At 70.8% G+C, this 17,600-nt stretch carries 14 protein-coding genes and 1 pseudogene; 4 read left to right on the forward strand and 11 right to left on the reverse strand.

The window, feature by feature from the left end; genetic code table 11:
• Window positions 1–225, reverse strand: a pseudogene (locus tag AOK01_RS41920) (glycoside hydrolase family 6 protein); the annotation flags it as partial.
• A 101-nt stretch (window positions 226–326) separates the two neighbouring features.
• Here AOK01_RS41920 and AOK01_RS32500 point away from each other — a divergent pair.
• Window positions 327–1,070: a DUF5995 family protein gene (locus AOK01_RS32500; protein ID WP_220450596.1), complete on the forward strand. Its 744-nt coding sequence runs from the start codon at window positions 327–329 to the stop codon at window positions 1,068–1,070.
• A gap of 192 nt (window positions 1,071–1,262) precedes the next feature.
• Here AOK01_RS32500 and AOK01_RS32505 read toward each other — a convergent pair whose 3' ends face one another.
• The 4 genes from AOK01_RS32505 to AOK01_RS32520 all read right to left on the reverse strand — a co-directional run bounded on the left by AOK01_RS32505 (window position 1,263) and on the right by AOK01_RS32520 (window position 5,937).
• Window positions 1,263–2,969 (reverse strand): flavin monoamine oxidase family protein, encoded by a 1,707-nt coding sequence (locus tag AOK01_RS32505; RefSeq protein WP_055518024.1) that lies wholly within the window; start codon window positions 2,967–2,969, stop codon window positions 1,263–1,265.
• A gap of 89 nt (window positions 2,970–3,058) precedes the next feature.
• Entirely contained in the window at window positions 3,059–3,850 is a 792-nt protein-coding gene (locus AOK01_RS32510) for a carbon-nitrogen hydrolase family protein (protein WP_055518027.1), read from the reverse strand.
• A gap of 273 nt (window positions 3,851–4,123) precedes the next feature.
• Window positions 4,124–5,359, reverse strand: coding sequence for an MFS transporter (locus tag AOK01_RS32515; RefSeq protein WP_055518029.1), 1,236 nt, complete (start codon window positions 5,357–5,359; stop codon window positions 4,124–4,126).
• Window positions 5,360–5,547: 188 nt separating this feature from the next.
• Window positions 5,548–5,937: a MerR family transcriptional regulator gene (locus AOK01_RS32520; RefSeq protein ID WP_055518031.1), complete on the reverse strand. Its 390-nt coding sequence runs from the start codon at window positions 5,935–5,937 to the stop codon at window positions 5,548–5,550.
• A 109-nt stretch (window positions 5,938–6,046) separates the two neighbouring features.
• Here AOK01_RS32520 and AOK01_RS32525 point away from each other — a divergent pair, with 109 nt between their 5' ends.
• Window positions 6,047–6,382: an EthD domain-containing protein gene (locus AOK01_RS32525; protein ID WP_055518033.1), complete on the forward strand. Its 336-nt coding sequence runs from the start codon at window positions 6,047–6,049 to the stop codon at window positions 6,380–6,382.
• Between the two features lie 26 nt (window positions 6,383–6,408).
• On the opposite strand, the gene AOK01_RS32530 is transcribed toward AOK01_RS32525, so the two are convergent.
• The 4 genes from AOK01_RS32530 to AOK01_RS32545 all read right to left on the reverse strand — a co-directional run bounded on the left by AOK01_RS32530 (window position 6,409) and on the right by AOK01_RS32545 (window position 9,435).
• A complete protein-coding gene (locus AOK01_RS32530; RefSeq protein WP_055518035.1) occupies window positions 6,409–6,861 on the reverse strand; it encodes an Lrp/AsnC family transcriptional regulator in 453 nt (150 codons plus the stop codon).
• Window positions 6,862–7,001: 140 nt separating this feature from the next.
• Window positions 7,002–7,397 (reverse strand): hypothetical protein, encoded by a 396-nt coding sequence (locus AOK01_RS32535; protein WP_055518036.1) that lies wholly within the window; start codon window positions 7,395–7,397, stop codon window positions 7,002–7,004.
• Window positions 7,398–7,454: 57 nt separating this feature from the next.
• Entirely contained in the window at window positions 7,455–8,921 is a 1,467-nt protein-coding gene (locus AOK01_RS32540; RefSeq protein WP_055518038.1) for a GuaB1 family IMP dehydrogenase-related protein, read from the reverse strand.
• Between the two features lie 175 nt (window positions 8,922–9,096).
• The gene (locus AOK01_RS32545; protein ID WP_055518040.1) at window positions 9,097–9,435 is read right to left on the reverse strand and encodes a CU044_2847 family protein; all 339 of its coding nucleotides are present in this window, start codon (window positions 9,433–9,435) and stop codon (window positions 9,097–9,099) included.
• A 249-nt stretch (window positions 9,436–9,684) separates the two neighbouring features.
• On the opposite strand from AOK01_RS32545, the gene AOK01_RS43795 reads away from it, so the two are divergent.
• Window positions 9,685–9,894 carry a hypothetical protein gene (locus AOK01_RS43795; RefSeq protein WP_157871575.1) on the forward strand — a complete coding sequence of 70 codons (210 nt, stop codon included), beginning with the start codon at window positions 9,685–9,687 and terminating at the stop codon, window positions 9,892–9,894.
• 6 nt (window positions 9,895–9,900) lie between these two features.
• On the forward strand, window positions 9,901–11,832 hold the full coding sequence (locus AOK01_RS32550) for an HEXXH motif domain-containing protein (protein WP_055518042.1): 1,932 nt from the start codon (window positions 9,901–9,903) through the stop codon (window positions 11,830–11,832).
• 99 nt (window positions 11,833–11,931) lie between these two features.
• Here AOK01_RS32550 and fxsT read toward each other — a convergent pair whose 3' ends face one another.
• Together fxsT and AOK01_RS32560 are read right to left on the reverse strand one after the other, a co-directional pair.
• Window positions 11,932–16,404, reverse strand: coding sequence for an FxSxx-COOH system tetratricopeptide repeat protein (fxsT, locus tag AOK01_RS32555; protein ID WP_055518044.1), 4,473 nt, complete (start codon window positions 16,402–16,404; stop codon window positions 11,932–11,934).
• On the reverse strand, window positions 16,401–17,522 hold the full coding sequence (locus AOK01_RS32560; RefSeq protein WP_245702519.1) for an AAA family ATPase: 1,122 nt from the start codon (window positions 17,520–17,522) through the stop codon (window positions 16,401–16,403). Before AOK01_RS32560 ends, fxsT begins: the two co-directional genes overlap by 4 nt.
• Window positions 17,523–17,600 lie beyond the last annotated feature (78 nt).

Consider the following 17,600-nt stretch of genomic DNA (forward strand, 5'->3'; position numbering starts at 1 on the left):
CGGCAAGGGGGTGGGCACGGCGGGCAGCGGTTGCAGGAGCGGTGAGCTGGTCACGTCGGGGCGCGCTTCGTCGCTGCCCCGGCCGTCGTCCAGCGCGGACAGCATCCCGGTCACGGTGCCGATCACGACGACGGCGGACGCCGCCACCACCATGGCGCCGCGCCGGGCGGCACGTCGGCGCTCCGCCCTCCGTGCGGCCAGGCGCTCGGCACGTCGGCCCGACACGTGGTACTCCCCCCTCCGCCGGGTCCCGCGTATTCCCTCGTTCTGGGGAAACGCCCGGCCCGGCGGCACCGGACACAGACTAAGCCTGGGACTCTGTGCCCATGGTGCGGTTGGATCGCTTCGCAGAAGACACGGTTCGCGTCCACGACGTTCGCGTCCACAGCGCCGACGGCGTCGACGCGGTGGTGCGTCGTATGCGCGCGCTCGCCGCGGGCTGGCCGGAGCGTGACGGTGTCGCTGTCTTCAACCGGGTCTACCTCACCGTCACGGAGGAGATCAACAGGCGCCTGGACGCGGGGCACTTCACCGACGCGCGGGCCGCGATCACCCTGGACGTGCTGTTCGCGGAGCGTTACCTCAGGGCCGTCGAGGCGGTCGCCGAGGAGCGCCGCCCGCCCGCCTGCTGGCGGCCGTTGTTCCAGCTCCGGGGCCATCCCGGGGTACGACCGCTGCAGTTCGCGCTCGCCGGTATCAATGCGCACATCGGGCACGATCTGGCGCTCGCCGTGGTGGACACCTGTCGTACGCTCGGCTGCGAACCGGCCGATCTTGAGGACGAGTTCGACCGGGTGGGCGATGTCCTCGTCGCGCTGGAGGAGCGGATTCGCGAGGATCTGATGCCGGGCCCCGACCTCCTCCAGATCGCCGATCCGCTGACGCATCTGCTGGGCGCGTGGAGCCTTGAGCGGGCCCGGGAGGCGGCGTGGTCCGCCGCGCGGGGGCTGTGGGCGTTTCGGGAACTGCCCGACCTGGCGGAGGAGTTCGTCGAGCGGCTCGATGCCGGGGTCGGCCTGGTCGGCCGGTGTCTGCTCACTCCGCTGAGCGCTCCGCGGCAAGCCGGGTGACTGTCTGCGGGGGGGCTGTCTGCGGGTGGCTGTCTGCGGGTTGGTGGGGGCTGGTCGCGCAGTTCCCCGCGCCCCTGGCGGGGCGTCCCGTGGGCGTGCCCCGTTCAGGGGCGCGGGGAACAGCGCGACCAGCCCCCAGAGGCCGCGGTGGACACTGGACCGTCAGCGCCCCTCACCCGGAAACAGTGCGTCTCAGTCCTCCGGGAGTGCCAGCGGGGCGATCTCGTCGTAGACGTCGCCGGGGCCCGGGTTGGCCGGGTCGGTTTCGCCGCCGAAGTGGTGCATGACGCCCCACACGGCGTTGAGCGCGGTCTGTACGGCGCCCTCGGCCCAGCCCGCCGTCCAGGAGATGTCGTCGCCCGCCAGGAAGATGCCCCGCTTGTCCTCGGGCAGCCGGTCCTGCATGAAGTGCGTGAACAGGCGCCGCTGGTAGCGGTAGTGGCCGGGCAGGTTCGCCTTGAACGCGCCCATGAAGTACGGCTCGTTCTCCCAGGAGACGGTGACCGGGTTGCCGATGATGTGCTTCCTGATGTCGACCTTCGGGTAGATCTCGCCGAGCGACTTCAGCATGACCTCCATCCGCTCGTTCGCGGACAGCGGCAGCCACTTGAGGCTGTCGTCGCACCACGTGTAGGAGAGGCAGATGACGGCGGGCCTGTCCGGGCCGTCGTCGAGGAGGTAGGTGCCGCGCGTCATCCGGTCGGTGAGCGTCATCGACATGACGTCCCGGCCCGTGGGTTCCCCCCTGTCGTCGACGGCGTTGTCCAGCCAGAACGGCCGGTCGACGGGCACGAACAGCTTGCTCGACTCCATGTAGTGGGTGCGCTCGATCGCGGTCCAGTGGTCGATCGGGAACAGCGCGTCGTCGCAGGCGACCTTGGAGAGCAGCATCCAGGACTGGGCGGTGAAGACCGCCGCCCGGTACGTACGGATGCCGCCCCCGGCGTCGGTGACGGTGATCCGGTCGCCCGCGGTGCGGTGCAGGCGGGTCACTGCGGGCCGGGGCTCCCCGTCGTGCAGCGTGGCCAGCGACGTCCCGTACGCCCAGTGCACGATCTTCTCCGGCTCGCGCTCCCACAGGCGCAGCGGGAGTTGCCTGCTGCCGCCGACGATGCCGCGGTGGTGGTCGTCGGCCTCGGTGTAGACGACGCGCAGGATCTCCAGGATGGAGTTCGGGAAGTCGGTGTCCCAGCCGCCCGTGCCGAAGCCGACCTGGCCGAAGATCTCGCGGTGCCGGAAGGACTTGAACGCCTCGGAGTCGCAGAGGAACCCGTAGAAGGTCTGGTCGTCGAGCTTCTCGACGAGCCTCGCCCAGATCTCCCGGATACGGGGCACGTCGCGCTCGCGCATCGCCTGGTTCATGTCGGAGAAGTCGGCGCCCTCCTCCAGGCAGGCGCTCCAGGCGGCGGCCACGTCGCGGTAGACCTGCGGCAGGTCGGCGAGCGTCTCGGCGTAGTGCGACTCGCCCTTGAGGTCGACGACGGTCGAGGGTGTGGTCTCGGAGAGGGGGTTGGGGAACGGCTCGGTCCGCAGGTCCACCAGGTCGATGTAGTGCTGGAGCGCCGTGGAGGACGGCGGGAAGCGCATCGCGCCCATCTCGGCGGTCAGCGACGGGTCGCAGCCGTCGAAGCCGACGGTCCGCAGCCGGCCGCCGATCCGGTCGGCCTCGTACAGGACGGGCCTGAGACCCATCTTCATCAGCTCGTACGCTGCCACGATGCCGGAGAGGCCGCCGCCGATGACCGCCACCTCGGTGCCGAGCTCGGTCGCCGGTATCCGGCCCAGGCCCGCGGGGTGCGCGAGGAAGTCGTCGTACGCGTACGGGAAGTCCGGGCCGAACATGGTGATCGGCGGTCGCCCGTCGGGGTGCGGGACGGCGGGGGGCACCGTGGACGTCATGGGGTACGGACTCCTTGCGCGAAAGCTCTGGTGAAGCCGATGGGGCCGGTGGAGCTAGTGGGACTGGTGGGGCTGATGGCCCGGGGGTGTCAGGCGAGGGACCCGTAGAGGCCGGGGCGGCGGTCCTTCAGGTACGGGTTGGCCTCGCGGGAGGCGGCGAGGAACGCCGGGTCCACCTCGCCGAGGACCAGTTCCTCCGTGCGGCCCGCGCGGGCCCGGGCGCCGCCGTCGGGTCCTGCCAGGGTGGAGAGCCCGACGAACTCGCACTCCCCTTCCGTGCCGACCCGGTTGACGTACGCCACGTACATCTGGTTCTCGAAGGCCCGCACGGGGACGACGGACTCGGCGACGAAGTGGAACGGATGCATCTGGGCCGTGGGCACCACGAGGAGGTCGGTGCCGGCGAGGGCGTGCGCGCGGACGTTCTCCGGGAACTCCACGTCGTAGCAGATCATCAGGCCGACGCGGAGGCCGTCCAGCTCCGCCTGGACGACCGGCTCGTCGCCGGGGGTGAACCACTCCTGCTCGAAGCGGCCGAAGAGGTGGGTCTTGCGGTAGTTCGCGAGGCGGCGGCCGTCGGACGCAATCAGCTGAGCCGAGTTGAAGACCACGTCCTGAGAGGCGCGCTCCGGGTAGCCGTAGACGACGGCCACGCCGTGCCGGCCGGCGATCTCGGCGACCTCGTCCGCGGCGTCCCCGTCGGCGGGCTCGGCGAGCCGGTGCACCTCGGCGCCGATCGCGTAGCCGGTGAGGAACAGCTCCGGGGTGATCAGCAGCCCGGCGCCCGCGGCTGCGGCACGGCTCGCGGCCTCGTCGAGGACCCTGAGGTTCTCGACGACGGAGCCGGGACGGCCGGAGCTCTGGAGCAGGGCGGTGCGCATGCGTGTTCCTCACCGGGACAGAGGGGCTGGGGGGGGGAGGGCTGCCAGGCGGTCTGGCCGGCCGGCCGGGCGCCTGTTAGACGGTACGGGCGGGGGGTTCCGGCGGACAAGGAGGAGCCGTTGCGCGCCAGTGGACGATTCGTTGCGTCCGTCGGCACTCCGGCGGCGATTCGTTGCGTGACCTGGTGCGCAGCCTGGTGCACGCCCCGATGCATGCCCCCGCACGTGCCTCGGTGCCTGCCCTGGTGCGTGACGGCTCTCTCGCGGGCGGGCTCACGGTCGGGCCGTGCGATCAGTGGAAGGTCCGGCCGTCCTGCTGCCGGTGGCCACGATCAGCGCCGTCAGGAGGTAGGGCACCGCGGACAGCGCGAAGGCCGTGCCGTGCGTGGTCGCCGAACCGACCGCCGCGTAGGCGCCGAACGCGGCGACGGTCGTCAGGTCGGTACCCACCCCGGCCACCGAGGTCAGGGTGGCCCGGCCGGTTCCGCCGATACGCTCCTGGAGCCGCGCGTCGGCCAGGACGCTCGCCAGCTGGAACCCGCAGAAGGCGACGGCCACCAGGCCGATACCGGCCGGGGTCCGGGTCACCGCACCCGCGGCGAGCGCCAGCGCCGAGCCCGCCAGCAGCCAGGCGAACCCGCCCTCGCCCAGCCGCTCTCCCGGGCCGGCCAGCAGCCCGCCGACCGTCGCCCCCGTCCAGATCAGCAACAGCCAGTACGGTACGGCGTTCTCCGCGACCCCCGTGTCCCGGACGAGCAGCGGCGTGTACTCGTCGAGGGCGCCCCACACCGCGGTGACGGCCGGTACGAGCAGCAGGGCGGCCCGGACGGACCGGTTCGCGCGGGCCTCGGCCAGCCCGGCCAGCAGCGGCCGGGTCCAGCCGTCACCGGATCCGGATCCGGATCCGGCCGCGGCAGCCGGCTCCCGGTGCTCGGGGAACCGTGCCGCGGTGGCCGCCGCCGACACGCAGGCCAGCACACTGGCGAGCCCGACGGCCGGATAGCCGCCGAACGCGAAGACCGGTCCGGCCAGGCCCATCGCGGCCATCACGGCCACGAGCCCCGCCGCGCGGGCCCGGCCCATGACGCGTCCGTAGCGGTCGGCCGCGCCGAGCCGGTCGAGTTCCTCGTACACCAGCGCCTCCAGGGAGCCGGAGCCGAGCGCCCCCTTGGCACCCCAGAGCACGAAACCGAGGGCGAACGCCCAGTACGACGGGACGAGCACCCACAGCGTGAACCCGGCGGCGGTGAGCAGCGGCCCGGCCCGAAGGAGCATCCGCCGTGATACGGCGTCGGCCCAGGTGCCGGACGGGATCTCCAGCAGGACACCGGTCAGCGACCACAGGGCGAACAGTGAGGAGATCTGCCAGACCGTGAGCCCGGTGTCGGCGAACAGCAGCGCGTACACCGGGTAGAGCAGGACGAAGTCGTCGAGAAACGCGTAGCCGTACAGCGTGGTCGTCAGCCGCCGGACGGCGGCGTGGGGCACGCGTGCGGGTGAGAGTGTCATGAGGCCTTCCCGAAGGGACCGCGGAGAGAGTTCGGACGCCGGAGGTACGGCGTCCGAGGCGGTCCTCGGGAGGCGGGGCTGGTGAATCAATGTCGCCAGGTCATGGCACCGATGCTAGAGGGGACCTGCCGTCCGGTACAGCGAAGCGTCCGGTTCGGCGAAGCGAGAGGCTTGTGGAGCCGGTCGGATCACGGTGTGCCGTCCGGCGGCTCGGCCAGGTGCGGTTCGGCCAGGTACGTCCGATTGACCTCTATGAGCTGGTCGAGCGCGGACCTGGCGGCGGTGAGGCCGTCCATGGCGGACGACAGCCGGGCCCGCTCGTGGTCCATGACGGCCAGGGCCCGCCGCGCCCCGCGCCTGCTGGGCTCGGCCATGCAGGGGACCATCTCGGCGATGGTGCCGCTGGACATGCCCGCGGCCAGGAACGCCTGTACGAGCCGGACCCGCTCCACGTGAGCGTCCTCGTAGTGCCGCTGTCCGCTGGGCGAGCGTGAGCTGACGAGCAGGCCCTGGTCCTCGTAGTAGCGCAACATCCGCCGGCTGACTCCTGTCCGGGCGGACAGTTCACCGATCCGCATCTCGACTCCTGGTTGTGTGCTGGGCCACAACGGCTTGCCCCTGACACCGATGTGAACGTTTAGGTTAACGCTCACCACCACGTCGCCCTGGGAAAGAGAGCGGAAACCAGTGCTCAAGTTCGCGTTCATGATCAACCGCGTCGACGGAATGTCCTTCGAGCAGTTCGTCGAGTACCACCGTGACCGGCACGCGCCGCTGTTCACCTCCATTCCGGAGGCGCGGCGCCTGGTGAAGAAGTACGCCGTGTCCCACCCGGTGCCCGCCGAGAACTACCCGAGCCCCGCGTATGACGGTCTGACGGAGATCTGGTTCGAGAGCTGGGAGGACCACGACGTCTTCTTCGCCTCCGAGAACTACAAGAAGCTGGTGAACCCGGACGAAGCGAAGTTCATCGACATGCGTTCCGTGGGGGTCATGGTCACCGAGGAAAAAATCGTGATCTGACGACCACGCCGTTGCCTGTCAGGGCCCTAGGTCGGCGAGCCCGAGGAAAACCTCCGCAGCAAGGGGGAGAGCACCAGCACGGACTTCGTCCGCTCCACGAACGGCTCGCCGGCGATGCGCTCCAGCACCCGCTCGAAATGCCGCATATCGGCGGCGAAGACCTGCACGAGGGCATCCGCCTCTCCCGTGACGGTGGACGCGGCCACGACCTCCTGGTACCGCTCAAGGCCTCGCTGGATGGTCTCGGGGGAAGTGTTCCGGCGGCAGTGGATCTCGACGAAACCCTCGGTCCGCCAGCCGAGCGCCGCCGGGTCCACGCGAACGGTGAAGCCCGTGATTGCACCGGTGGACCGCAGCCGGTCCACCCGGCGCTTCACGGCGGGCGCGGACAGCCCGACCTCCTGCCCGATGTCGGCGTAGGAGCGCCGGGCGTCCTCGGCGAGGGCGTGCACGATACGTTCGTCGAGACTGTTCAGCACTGCGGGTGGATTCACTTCTCTTCGAAAAACCACTGGTGAACAACCACTGGTGAACATCGGGGCCGTGACTGAAGTAGACCACGGGCCCGTCGGCCGTCCGGACTCCCGAGGGCCGGCCAGGTCACCGCGGCACGCCCAGCTCAGGGGCCGTCCGGCTGTCCGGCGGCCGCGCGCGCCTCGGCCACCTCGGCCTCGTCGAAGCCGATCTGGCCGGGCCGTCCGTGGACCGCCGCCTGTTCGTCGATCCAGCGGTTGTGGGCCTCCCAGGCGGCCTGCTTGCTGGTCCCCAGGGCGGAGCCGATCTGGGACCAGGAGGCCCCGGCCGCACGAGCCGCGCGCACGCTGAGCTGGCGGCCGTACGCGGCCTTGCGGGCCACCACCTCGCCGAGCGCGAGCAGTTCGAGCAGTTCGCCCCGGCCGAGGGCCTCCTCGTCGCTGCCCGCCCCCGCGAGCGAGTCCCGGACCCGCAGCTCGTCGAGGCGGGCCACGGCGGTCAACAGTGTGTGCTGCGGCTCGATGCTCTGTGGTGTCGCCATGACCCCAGCGCCACGTCAAGGCTCCTTGACGTCAAGGGGGCCTGACGACGACCCCGCTCAGTTCCAGCTGGCGTGCAGCGGCATGCCCTCCGCGTAGCCCGCGGCGCTCTGGATTCCGACGACGGCCCGCTGCGCGAATTCCTCAAGGGAGTTGGCGCCCGCGTACGTGCACGAGGAGCGCACGCCCGCGATGATCGAGTCGATCAGGTCCTCGACGCCCGGCCGGGCCGGGTCGAGGAACATCCGGGAGGTCGAGATCCCCTCCTCGAACAGCGCCTTGCGGGCCCGGTCGTAGGCCGACTCCTCCGACGTACGGTTGCGTACCGCGCGCGCGGACGCCATGCCGAACGACTCCTTGTAGGGGCGGCCGTCGGCGTCCTGCTGGAGGTCGCCCGGAGACTCGTACGTGCCGGCGAACCACGAGCCGACCATGACGTTCGACGCGCCCGCGGCCAGCGCCATGGCGACGTCGCGCGGGTGCCGCACCCCGCCGTCGGCCCACACGTGCTTGCCGTGCTTCTTCGCCTCGGCCGCACACTCCAGGACGGCCGAGAACTGCGGGCGGCCCACACCGGTCATCATGCGCGTGGTGCACATGGCGCCCGGTCCGACACCGACCTTGATGATGTCCGCGCCGGCCTCGATCAGGTCCCGTACGCCCTCGGCGGCGACGATGTTGCCCGCGACGATCGGCACCTGGGGGTCGAGCCCGCGGACGGCCCTGACCGCGGAGAGCATCGACTCCTGGTGGCCGTGGGCGGTGTCCACGACGAGCGTGTCGACGCCCGCCGCCAGCAGCTGCTTGGCCTTGCCCGCGACGTCGCCGTTGATACCGACGGCGGCCGCGATGCGCAGCCTGCCGTCCGCGTCGGTGGCCGGCGTGTAGAGCGTGGCGCGCAGTGCGCCCTTGCGGGTGAGGATGCCGGCGAGCCTGCCGTCCGCGTCGACGGCGGGCGCGTAGCGGCGGTTGGCGCCGTCCAGCTTGTCGAAGGCCTCGCCCGGCTCGATGTCCGCGTCGATCAGCAGCAGGTCCCGGGACATGACCTCGGACAGCTGGGTGAAGCGGTCGACGCCGCTGAGGTCGGCGTCGGTGACGACACCTACGGGCCTGCCCTCGCCGTCCACCACGACACCGGCGTCGTGTGCGCGCTTGGGCAGCAGGGACAGCGCGTCGGCGACGGTCTGGTGCGGGGCGAGGACGATCGGGGTGTCCAGGACCAGGTGCCGGCTCTTGACCCAGGAGACGACCTCGGCGACGACCTCGATCGGGATGTCCTGCGGGATGACGACGAGCCCACCGCGGCGGGCCACCGTCTCGGCCATCCGGCGGCCCGCGATCGCCGTCATGTTGGCGACCACCAGGGGAATCGTGGTGCCGGTGCCGTCCGGCGAAGCCAGGTCGACGCCCTGCCGCGAGCCGACCGCGGAACGCCTCGGCACCATGAAGACGTCGTCGTACGTCAGGTCGTAGGGAACCGGAGACGATTCGACATGGTGACCGGTGCCGGACTCAATGAAACGCATAGACCCACATTTTCACGCGCGACGACGCAGGTCACTCCTATGAAGACACAACGAAACGCCCCCGCGATCATGTGATGCTCCAAGGAGGCCGGGGGCTCCGGTGTCGGTCGGGGACCTGCCTTACACGGAGACGTTACCCGAGGGCTGCTCCGGCCAGGGGACGAGGAACGGCCGCTCAGCCCTCGGGGCCGCTCTCAGCCTTCCGGTGCCACGTCACCTGCACCTGGATGTGGCCCTGCGCTCCCGTACGGGCCAGGACGGCGCCGACCTCCGCGTCGAGCTGGATGCCGAACTCGACGGTGATCTCGTCCGGGCGCTGGGGCAGACTGCTCATCCGGTTCAACGTGGCGGACGCCGCTCTGCGGACCCCTTCCAGGGCGGACTCGAACGAGCCGGTGGCGCGGGCCACGACATCCGAGGCGCTGGCCGCCGGGACGACACCACCCCCGAGATCATCCATCTGCGCGACGACGGACCCACCGTCCTCCAGCTCGAACCGCAGCAATTCACCCACTGCTCTCGCCCCCCGACCGTTTCGGCGTACGTCGCGCTTCACAGCGCGTACTCGCGTACCTCCCGGCAACGGTAGCGAAGGACATGCCACATGGGGACATCATGTCCGAAATCCTGAAGATGCCTACCCAGTTCCGGCCGAAGTGGCTTCTGGGCACCCTTCCGGTGCCGCAATCAACGGTCCACTATGAGAGAAGACCTGTGGATGCAATGCAACCGACTTCGGCACACCGACAGGGGGCAATGGGACGTGACGACTTCTGCGACCGAGTTCGAGACCGATCTTGTCGATCTCAGTCAATGCGGGCTCCAGGAAGTGATGACCTTCCATGACCCACTGGTCGTGGACGCGTTGCACACTCTGGTGCGGCACCTCGGCGAGAGGTCCGCGGCCCAGGCGAACAACGGCGGTGGCGGCAGCCCGTACTTCGCCGCCGGCTGCGACGCCGGCGATCTGTAGAGCCGGATGTTCGAGCCGCCTTCCGGCACCAGGACGACGCTCGGCAGACATCACACGCCGGCCTCCGACGTCGACGCGTTGGCCGCGGGACGCCTGACAGCAGGTACCGCGCACCGGATCCGCGCCGTGGAACGCGGTCGTCGCATGCTCATGGTGCGTGCCGTGGTGGAGACCGCACGGGAGTGCGCGGTGGACGCCGGTCCGCCACTGCCGTCGATGGACATCGCCCTGGATCTCCTGCTCCGGGTGGAGCAGGCCCGCCCCGACGTGGTCGTCGACCTGCTGGAGCATCCCGGTACCGGCATCTGGGCGGTACGCGTCCTGGAACGTCTGCACGCCGGCGACAAGGTGCCGCACGAGGGCCGGGACGGGTTGCCCTTGTGGGCGGAACTCGGCTACCTGCACTGCCTGGCAGCCGCCGCGGCACTGCGCTCGGGAACTGAGGGAACGATTCGCTTACCGGTGCGCGAAGGCTGCGTGGCGCTGCCGACGCTGGGCCGGATCCGCCTCCCGGCGGCGACGGACCACGACCGGGCCCGGACGCCTGCCGTCGCCACTCTCCGCGTCCCCCGTGCGGGATCCGGTCCGGCGGTGCTGGCCGCGGGCGAACACCGGCTGAGTCTGCCCGCTGACCCCGGCCGGCCGTCGAGCGACTGGCAGCCGGTACGCAGGGCCGCCTGGGCCCCGGAGAGGAGCGCTCCTTCCCTGGTTCTGGAGGACTGCGATCCGTACCGGGACTTCCGGGCGCAGACGCTGCCCTCGTCCAGCGTTTCGCTGAGTGGCGGTCAGGCGGAACGCTGGCAGCAACTGCTGGGTGAAGCAGGGAAGTTGCTGTCGGCACGGCACCCACAGGCTACGGAGCTGCTGGCCGCCGCACTGCGGGTCGTCGTCCCGTTGCCGCCCGCACCCCGGTTCCGCACCGCCAGCGCCTCCTACAGCGAGGCCTTCGGCAGCGCGTTGATCTCGCTGCCTCCGGATCCCGTCGAACTGGCCGTGACGATGGTGCACGAGACCCGGCACTCCGTCCTCAACGGCCTGTTGCATCAACTCCCGTTGTGCGACACGGACTCGCCGGGTGCGGAGGATCCGCTGTTCTACGCCCCGTGGCGGGGCGACCCACGTCCGTTGTCCGGTGTGCTGCACGGCGCATACGCCTTCGCGGGCGTGACGGAGTTCTGGCGCGTCGAGCGCCGGGCGCTGAGCGGTCCGGCCGCCGATCTCGCCCACTTCGAGTACGCCGTCTGGCACACGGCGGTCGGTGAGGCACTGGCGACGCTGCGCACGTCGCCCGGTCTGACGGAGGCGGGCCGGCAGTTCGTCGAGAGGATGGCCGAAACGGCCGACGCCTGGCCGTACGAGCCGGTACCCGAGTGGCCGGGAGAGCTGGCCCGTGCGGAAGGGGCCGATCTGCGGGCCGTCTGGCGAGCCCGGCACACCCGTCCGGACCCCGGTCAGGTGCGGGTGCTCACCGAGGCATGGCGCAGCGGTGCGGACCCGGGCACGGCGCCCGGTGTCCGCTCCCGCCTGCGGCCCGACCCACGGGGCGGCCTGCCCGATGCGCGGGCCGAACTGAGGCGCGTACGGCTGGCCGAGCCGGAGACCCTGCTCGCCCGGGTACGTGCCGATGAGGACGCGTCGAGCCGGCCCTTGGCCCTGGTGGCTGCCGATGTCGCTCTGCTCCTCGGCGACGCGGCTCGCTCCGTGCGGGGCTACCTCGACGTGCTGACGGAGTATCCCGGACTGCCGTCCGCCTGGGCGGGGTTGGGCCTGGCGCTTTCCGCCGCCGGCCGGCCCACCGCGGCGCATGCCCTGCTGCGCCGCCCGGAGGTGGTCCGGGCGGTTCACTGGCAGACACATGAGCGGTACGGGGTTTCCCCCGATCCGGTCGAGGTGGCCGACTGGATCGGGCGGAACCCCGCGGTGTGCGACGCGTCCTGACACGGACGGGGCGGCACACGGACGGGGTGGTACACGGACTTGGCGGTACCGGACGGGGTGGTGAAGGCCCCGTCCGGTCCGTGTCGCCACAGCGTGTCGCTACAGCGGCATCGGGTCGATGTCGCAGTTGGCCAGCTTGTTGTCGGCTGCCGCGGCAGTGGCCGGGTGGTCGGCACCGAGTACCCGCTCGTAGCGCGCCAGCGTGTCCGCGCGCAGGACGTCGGCCTCTTCGACCCGGCCCAGCAGCCGCAGGCCGAGCGCGAGGTTGACACCCGTGGCGAGGGTCGCCGGGTGGTCCGCTCCCAGCCGCCGCCTGCTCTGTTCCAGGATGCGGCCGCTGAGGTCCACGGAGGCCTGGACCTCGCCCAGTTCGTACAGGTCGGCAGCGAGGTTGGTGGCACAGGCCAGCACGTTCGGGTGATCGGAACCCAGCCGCTCCCCGAGGTCCGAGACGATCTGCTCGTTCAGTCGGCGGGCTTCCTCGGTGCGCCCCAGCAGCCGGAGGCAGACAGCGTGGTTGACCTGCGCGCCGAGAGCATGAGGATGGGCCCGCCCGAACAGACGCTCATAGCCCTTGCATCCCTGATCGCTCAGGTCCAGCGCCGACTGGAGATCGCCGCTGTGCCGGACGTCCACGGCGTGGGCGAGCAGCGCGGCCAGGGTGTCGGGATAGCTGTCGCCGTAGCGGTTGCGGAACAGGGTGAGCGCCTTGGCGGAGAGCTCCAGTGCCTGGGAGTGACGGCCCGCTCGCCGTTCCGCGACCGCCAGGCCACGGTAACTGCCGATGGTGTTGGGGTTCGTCGGCCCGAAGTTGTACTCGTAGCGTCCGGACACTTCCTGCTGCTGGTCACGGGCCTCGACGTACTCGCCGGCCTCCTGGCGGTCGCCGGCCACACCGGCCAGGGTGGCCAAGGTGGACAGCGCGTTCTCGCCGAGTTCCTCCACCTTGCGGCGGTGGGTGTCCTGGTCCAGCTCCAGCGCCTCGCGGAAGTCGCCGGTGAGGCGGAGATTCAGCGCGACTCTGTGAGCGACGATCAGAGTGGACAGGTCGTTGGGCCCGTACAGGCGCCTGCTGGCCTCGAAGGTCTCCCTGTCCAGCTGGGAGGCGGCCGTGAAGTCGCCGCGCATGCGGAGATCCCAGGCGAGCATGCTGGTGATCTCCAGGGTCATCTCGTGCTCCGGGCCCAGTGTCTCGGTCATCGCCCGGCGGGTCTGTTGGTCGAGTTCGTACGCCATTCGGTAGTGGCCCAGGATGCGCAGCGCGTCACCGTAGAGCTTGGCCGCCAGCAGTACGTGCTCGTGGTTCTCGCCGTCGAGGCGTTTCCAGGTCTCGTAGGCCTGCTTCGCCAGGTCACGGGAGCCTTCGTGATCGCCCCACGAGAACATGTACTGGATCTCGTTGAGGATCAGCTGACGCACCCAGGGGTCGGCGGACTCCACGGCGTTGCTGCTGAGCACGTGCGGGAGCAGTTCGCCGTACTGCTGCCACTGGCGCGGGTCGCTCGGTGCGCCGGGGTCGCCCTTGGCGAGCAGGCGGTGTGCGCCGTTGCGCATCTGTTCCTTGAGCGCGTCCGGCATCTGGTTGATGAGCACGCGCTGGACCAACCGGTGCAGCTGGATGGTGTTGGTGCTGTGGTTGATCCTGGCCAGCGCGTACCGGTTGATCTCCCGGATGGACCGGCCCAGCCGGATCGGATCGCTCAGTGCGGCGGCGAGTTCCGGGGGAACCGGGGCGTCACGGACGCCGGTCAGCAGTCGCCGTGAGATCGGTTCAGGGGCGAAGAACGCGCACACCTGGAGAAGTTGCAGGGCCCCCGGGTGGTTCTTCTGCAGTCGTTCCAGCGAGACGTTCCAGGCCGCGGCGACGGACAGCGGATAGTCCCGGGGCGGGTCGCTGACCATCAATTCGGCGGCCTGCTGTTCGAACAGTCGTAGATATTCGTCCGCGGGCATTCCGGTCTCGGAGAGCCAGACGGCGGCCTGCTCGATACCGAGGGGCAGATCGCCGAGGGTTTCGGCGAGCCGGTCCGCTGTGGGGTCGTCCAGATTCGGCGCGCGCAGCTGCAACAACTGGCGGCTTTCGTCGCGCGCGAAGACATCGACTTCCAATGGTCGTGCCGCGGTCGCCCATTGAGCGTTGCGAGAGGTCACGAGAATGCGTCCTGGGCCGTTGGTGGGAAAGAACTCGCGGACGGCTTCGGGGTCCTCCGCGTTGTCGAACACGAGCAGCCAGTTCTTGTACGGCTCGCCTACCCGCAGGGCCTCTATGACCGCGGGCACGGCCGTGTTGGCCTCGCCGCTGCCGACCTCAAGTCCGAGCCGCTTGGCCAGCTCCACCAGCACCTGCCGGATCTGCTGCGACTGCTCGGAGGGGATCCACCAGACCACCTGATATTCATTGATGTGACGATAGACATATTCCACGGCAAGCTGCGATTTCCCCACCCCGCCCATACCCTGCAGGGCTTCCGGCAGGACGGCGGTGGTTCCCTCCTGCAGACGACGGTGCAGGTCCTCCAGCAATTGCGCACGCCCGGTGAAGGCGCGGTTCCGCGGAGGTACGTTGCCCCAGACGGGCGGCGGTTTCTGCGCCCCATCTCCCCTCGTCCTTGCGGGGCCAGGCTGCACGCCACTCACGGACACGTTCCCTCCAGCGTCTTCAGGTGGCCCGGGTTCACCCAGTCCGGTGGGAACGTGATCGTCCCCACCGCCAAGGAGGGCGGTTTCCGAACCGATGTACTCACTACTCTGTGTATCACGGTCATCACGCGAGGTGCTGGCCGTGGTCTCGGGGGCGGAGGGGTCCCGCTGACCGGCCCGCGCGGAAGCCGATTCCTCCTCGGCCCGCAGCCGGTCGTAGAGGACCGCCGCTGCCGCCGTGTGCTGCCCGTCGAGAGCCTTCAACGCGGGCAGCGCGGGGGCGAGCCATGTTCGTACGCCGTCCAGGGGCACGAGGGCGGCACGGCTCGGGTCCGCCACAAGATCGCGCATTTGGCGCAAGGCGCCGCTGGCAGATCCTGGCAGGACTGTCGAAAGGTGATCAAAAACCAGCTTGATCGCGAGGGCCGTCTCTCTCCGGGTCCCCTCGGCCAGCAGCTCCTGGCGCACCCCGGAGGCGAACTCCAACTCGACCCTCGCCGGTGCCGGGACACCGGGATCGGCCGGGGCCGGCTGCAGCAGCCCGCTCAGCAGCAGCTCCGTCAGGTGCCAGGGGCGGGCCTCGGGCAGCAGCCTCTTGCGCAGTACTTCCAGCATCGCCACGTTGACCGGGATCGCCGCGACGAGCTGGGCCAAGTGATAGGCGGTGGGGCTGAGTTGCGCCCTCAGCTGACGCACCCGGTCGGTCGGCGAGACCAGCGAAGGGGAGAACCACGCGGGTGCGACGGCCTGCATCCTCGCGGACACCGTCACGGCTCTCATGGTGTACTCGGCCGCCCGCTCATGGCGGACGAACCCGGCCCACGTACCCAGGGCCTCCGGGGTCAGTTCCAGCACCGGTACGGGCAGTGCCGCGCCCATCGCGTCGTTGACGTCCGCATCGGTTCCCCCGAAGTCGAAGCCGTCCGGCCGGTGCGACCACCGGCGGTTGGCCGCGGCGGGACCAGGGCTGCGCAGCCGGGTCCGGCGCGGGACCACCGCCATGCGGGACCACAGATACTCGGGCAGGACACTGACCACGGCCACGGGCATCCGGGCCGCCCACTGAGCGAGCACGCGTTGCCCGCTCCCGTCCCGCCAGCGGCTCGCGTACAGGTCGGTCAGCACCAGGACCGTCTGACGGCCCACGGCATCGGGCAGGACGGCCGCGCCTCCCCCGGATCCGGCGGCGTCCCCCGGCCGCCAGGCGCACACCCGTACGTCGCGGAACGCACCCGAGCCCCTCAGCGCCGCCGCGAACTGCGTGGCGGTTCGTGACCACAGGGCCATGGAGTCCCCGGTGTCGACCACCAGCGTCATGGTCAGCCAGCGCTCCCTGGCGGGCCGGAACCGGGGCACCCACACGCCCTGCTCCGCCCGGGACTCGGCGGTGGCCTCCTCGTCCAGCTCCCGCACCGTGCGGGAGCGCAGACGCCTGTTCAGTGGCAGAAACGCCTTCTCGATCTGCCGGGACCGGTCGAGCCCGGGACCGTCCCGGAGGTCCGAGAACGCCTCCGAGCCGCCGGCCGGCTCCGACTCCGGCGCGCGGGCCGGCGAGACGGGGACACCGACGTGCGCCGGCCACAGGGGCACCGCGGGAGGCTCTTCGTCTTCCCTCAACCCGCCCGGCTCCTCGGGGCGCCCTGTGCCGGCGGCTTCCGGTTCCTCCACCACCGGCACGTCGGCCTCGGAGGGGCCGGCAGGGCGGGGCGAGGGGTCATCGGCGTCCGGGGGCTGCTCGGCGGACGCGGCGTTCCGGGCCGCCTCGGCGCGAGCCTCCCGTACGGCTCGGACGCGCAGGTCGAGCTGAACGGCCAGCCAGGCGACCTCACCGGCCTCGTGCAGCGTCAGATCGGGGCATGACTCCTCGTGCGAGGCGATACCCGGCGCAGTACCGTCACTCGCCCTACCGTGGCGGGAGGGCGGCAGGGTCATGCAGAACCAACTTCGTCTAGCCTCCGCCACAGCGAGTGCAGCAGCCGGTTCCAGGATGCCTCGCCCGGGCCCGAGGGCGAGACGCGCAGGTATTCCGCGTTCATCAGCTGGTCGGCGGCCAGGGTGCCGCCTGCCAGGGCGCGGGAGAGGAAGTCGCGGATCATCACGGCACGTTCGGCGCCCTCGCCGCCGGTGAACTGCGCCGCCAGCATCGCCGCGAGCCGGTCGGCGTCGGGCGGTGCCATCTCCAGGCTGAGACAACGGCGCAGGAAGGCGGGAGGCAGGGATCGCTCGCCGTTGCTGGTGATCACCACGAAGGGGAAGGCCCGGCAGCGGATCCGTCCCCGGTGCACCACGAAGGTGTCGTCGGGGTCGTCCGTGTGCACCTCGACCTCCGGCATCCGCGCACGCACCCTGGACAGCTCGGGGATCTGGAACTCGCCGTCCTCGAACGCCCCGAGCAGGTCATTGGCCAAGTCGGTGTCTGCCTTGTCGAACTCATCGATCAGCAGCACCCGCGGAGTGTCCCGGGGGATCAAAGCGGTGCCGAGCGGGCCCAGTTGGACGAAGTCACCCAGCCCGTGCAGACCGTCGGGACCGCCGGGCCGCGGAGCGTCGGCCGTCTGCTCGTCTTCTTCCGATAACCGGCCCGCCGTGGTGGCGGAGTCGTGCAACGCGCCGCGGGCGGCGGCGTCCTGCACGCGCCCGATCGCGTCGTAGGTGTATAAACCGTCCTTGACGGTGGACCTGCTGGTGATCGTCCAGCGCAGGACACGACCGAGGCCGAGTTCACGGCTGACCCGGTGAGCGAGGCTGGACTTACCGATTCCGGGAGGCCCGGTGACGATCAGTGGCCGGCGTAGGAACAGCGCCGCGTTGACCATGTCGGCCTCGTCGGAGGACGTACGGACCATCGCGTCGGACGCGCCCAGGCGGCGGCGGATCTCGGCGTCGTCGCGCGGAGCGGCGCCGGGGACGACAGGACCGCCGTCGAAGTCGCGCCAGGGAGGCGGCGGGGGCAGCCGGTCGGCCAGCGGCACGGCGGACACTTCACCCGTGCCACCGTAGATCCACCAGTCGTTGGCGTCACCTGAGGGCGCCGATGCGCCGCCAGGCACACGCGGCTCCCGTGGGACGTCGTTGCCCATAGCCACCCCCTCTCCCGGAACCCGGACCGGGTCCACTGGGCGACCGCC

The sequence above is a fragment of the Streptomyces aurantiacus genome (assembly GCF_001418335.1).
Lineage (GTDB): Bacteria > Actinomycetota > Actinomycetes > Streptomycetales > Streptomycetaceae > Streptomyces > Streptomyces aurantiacus.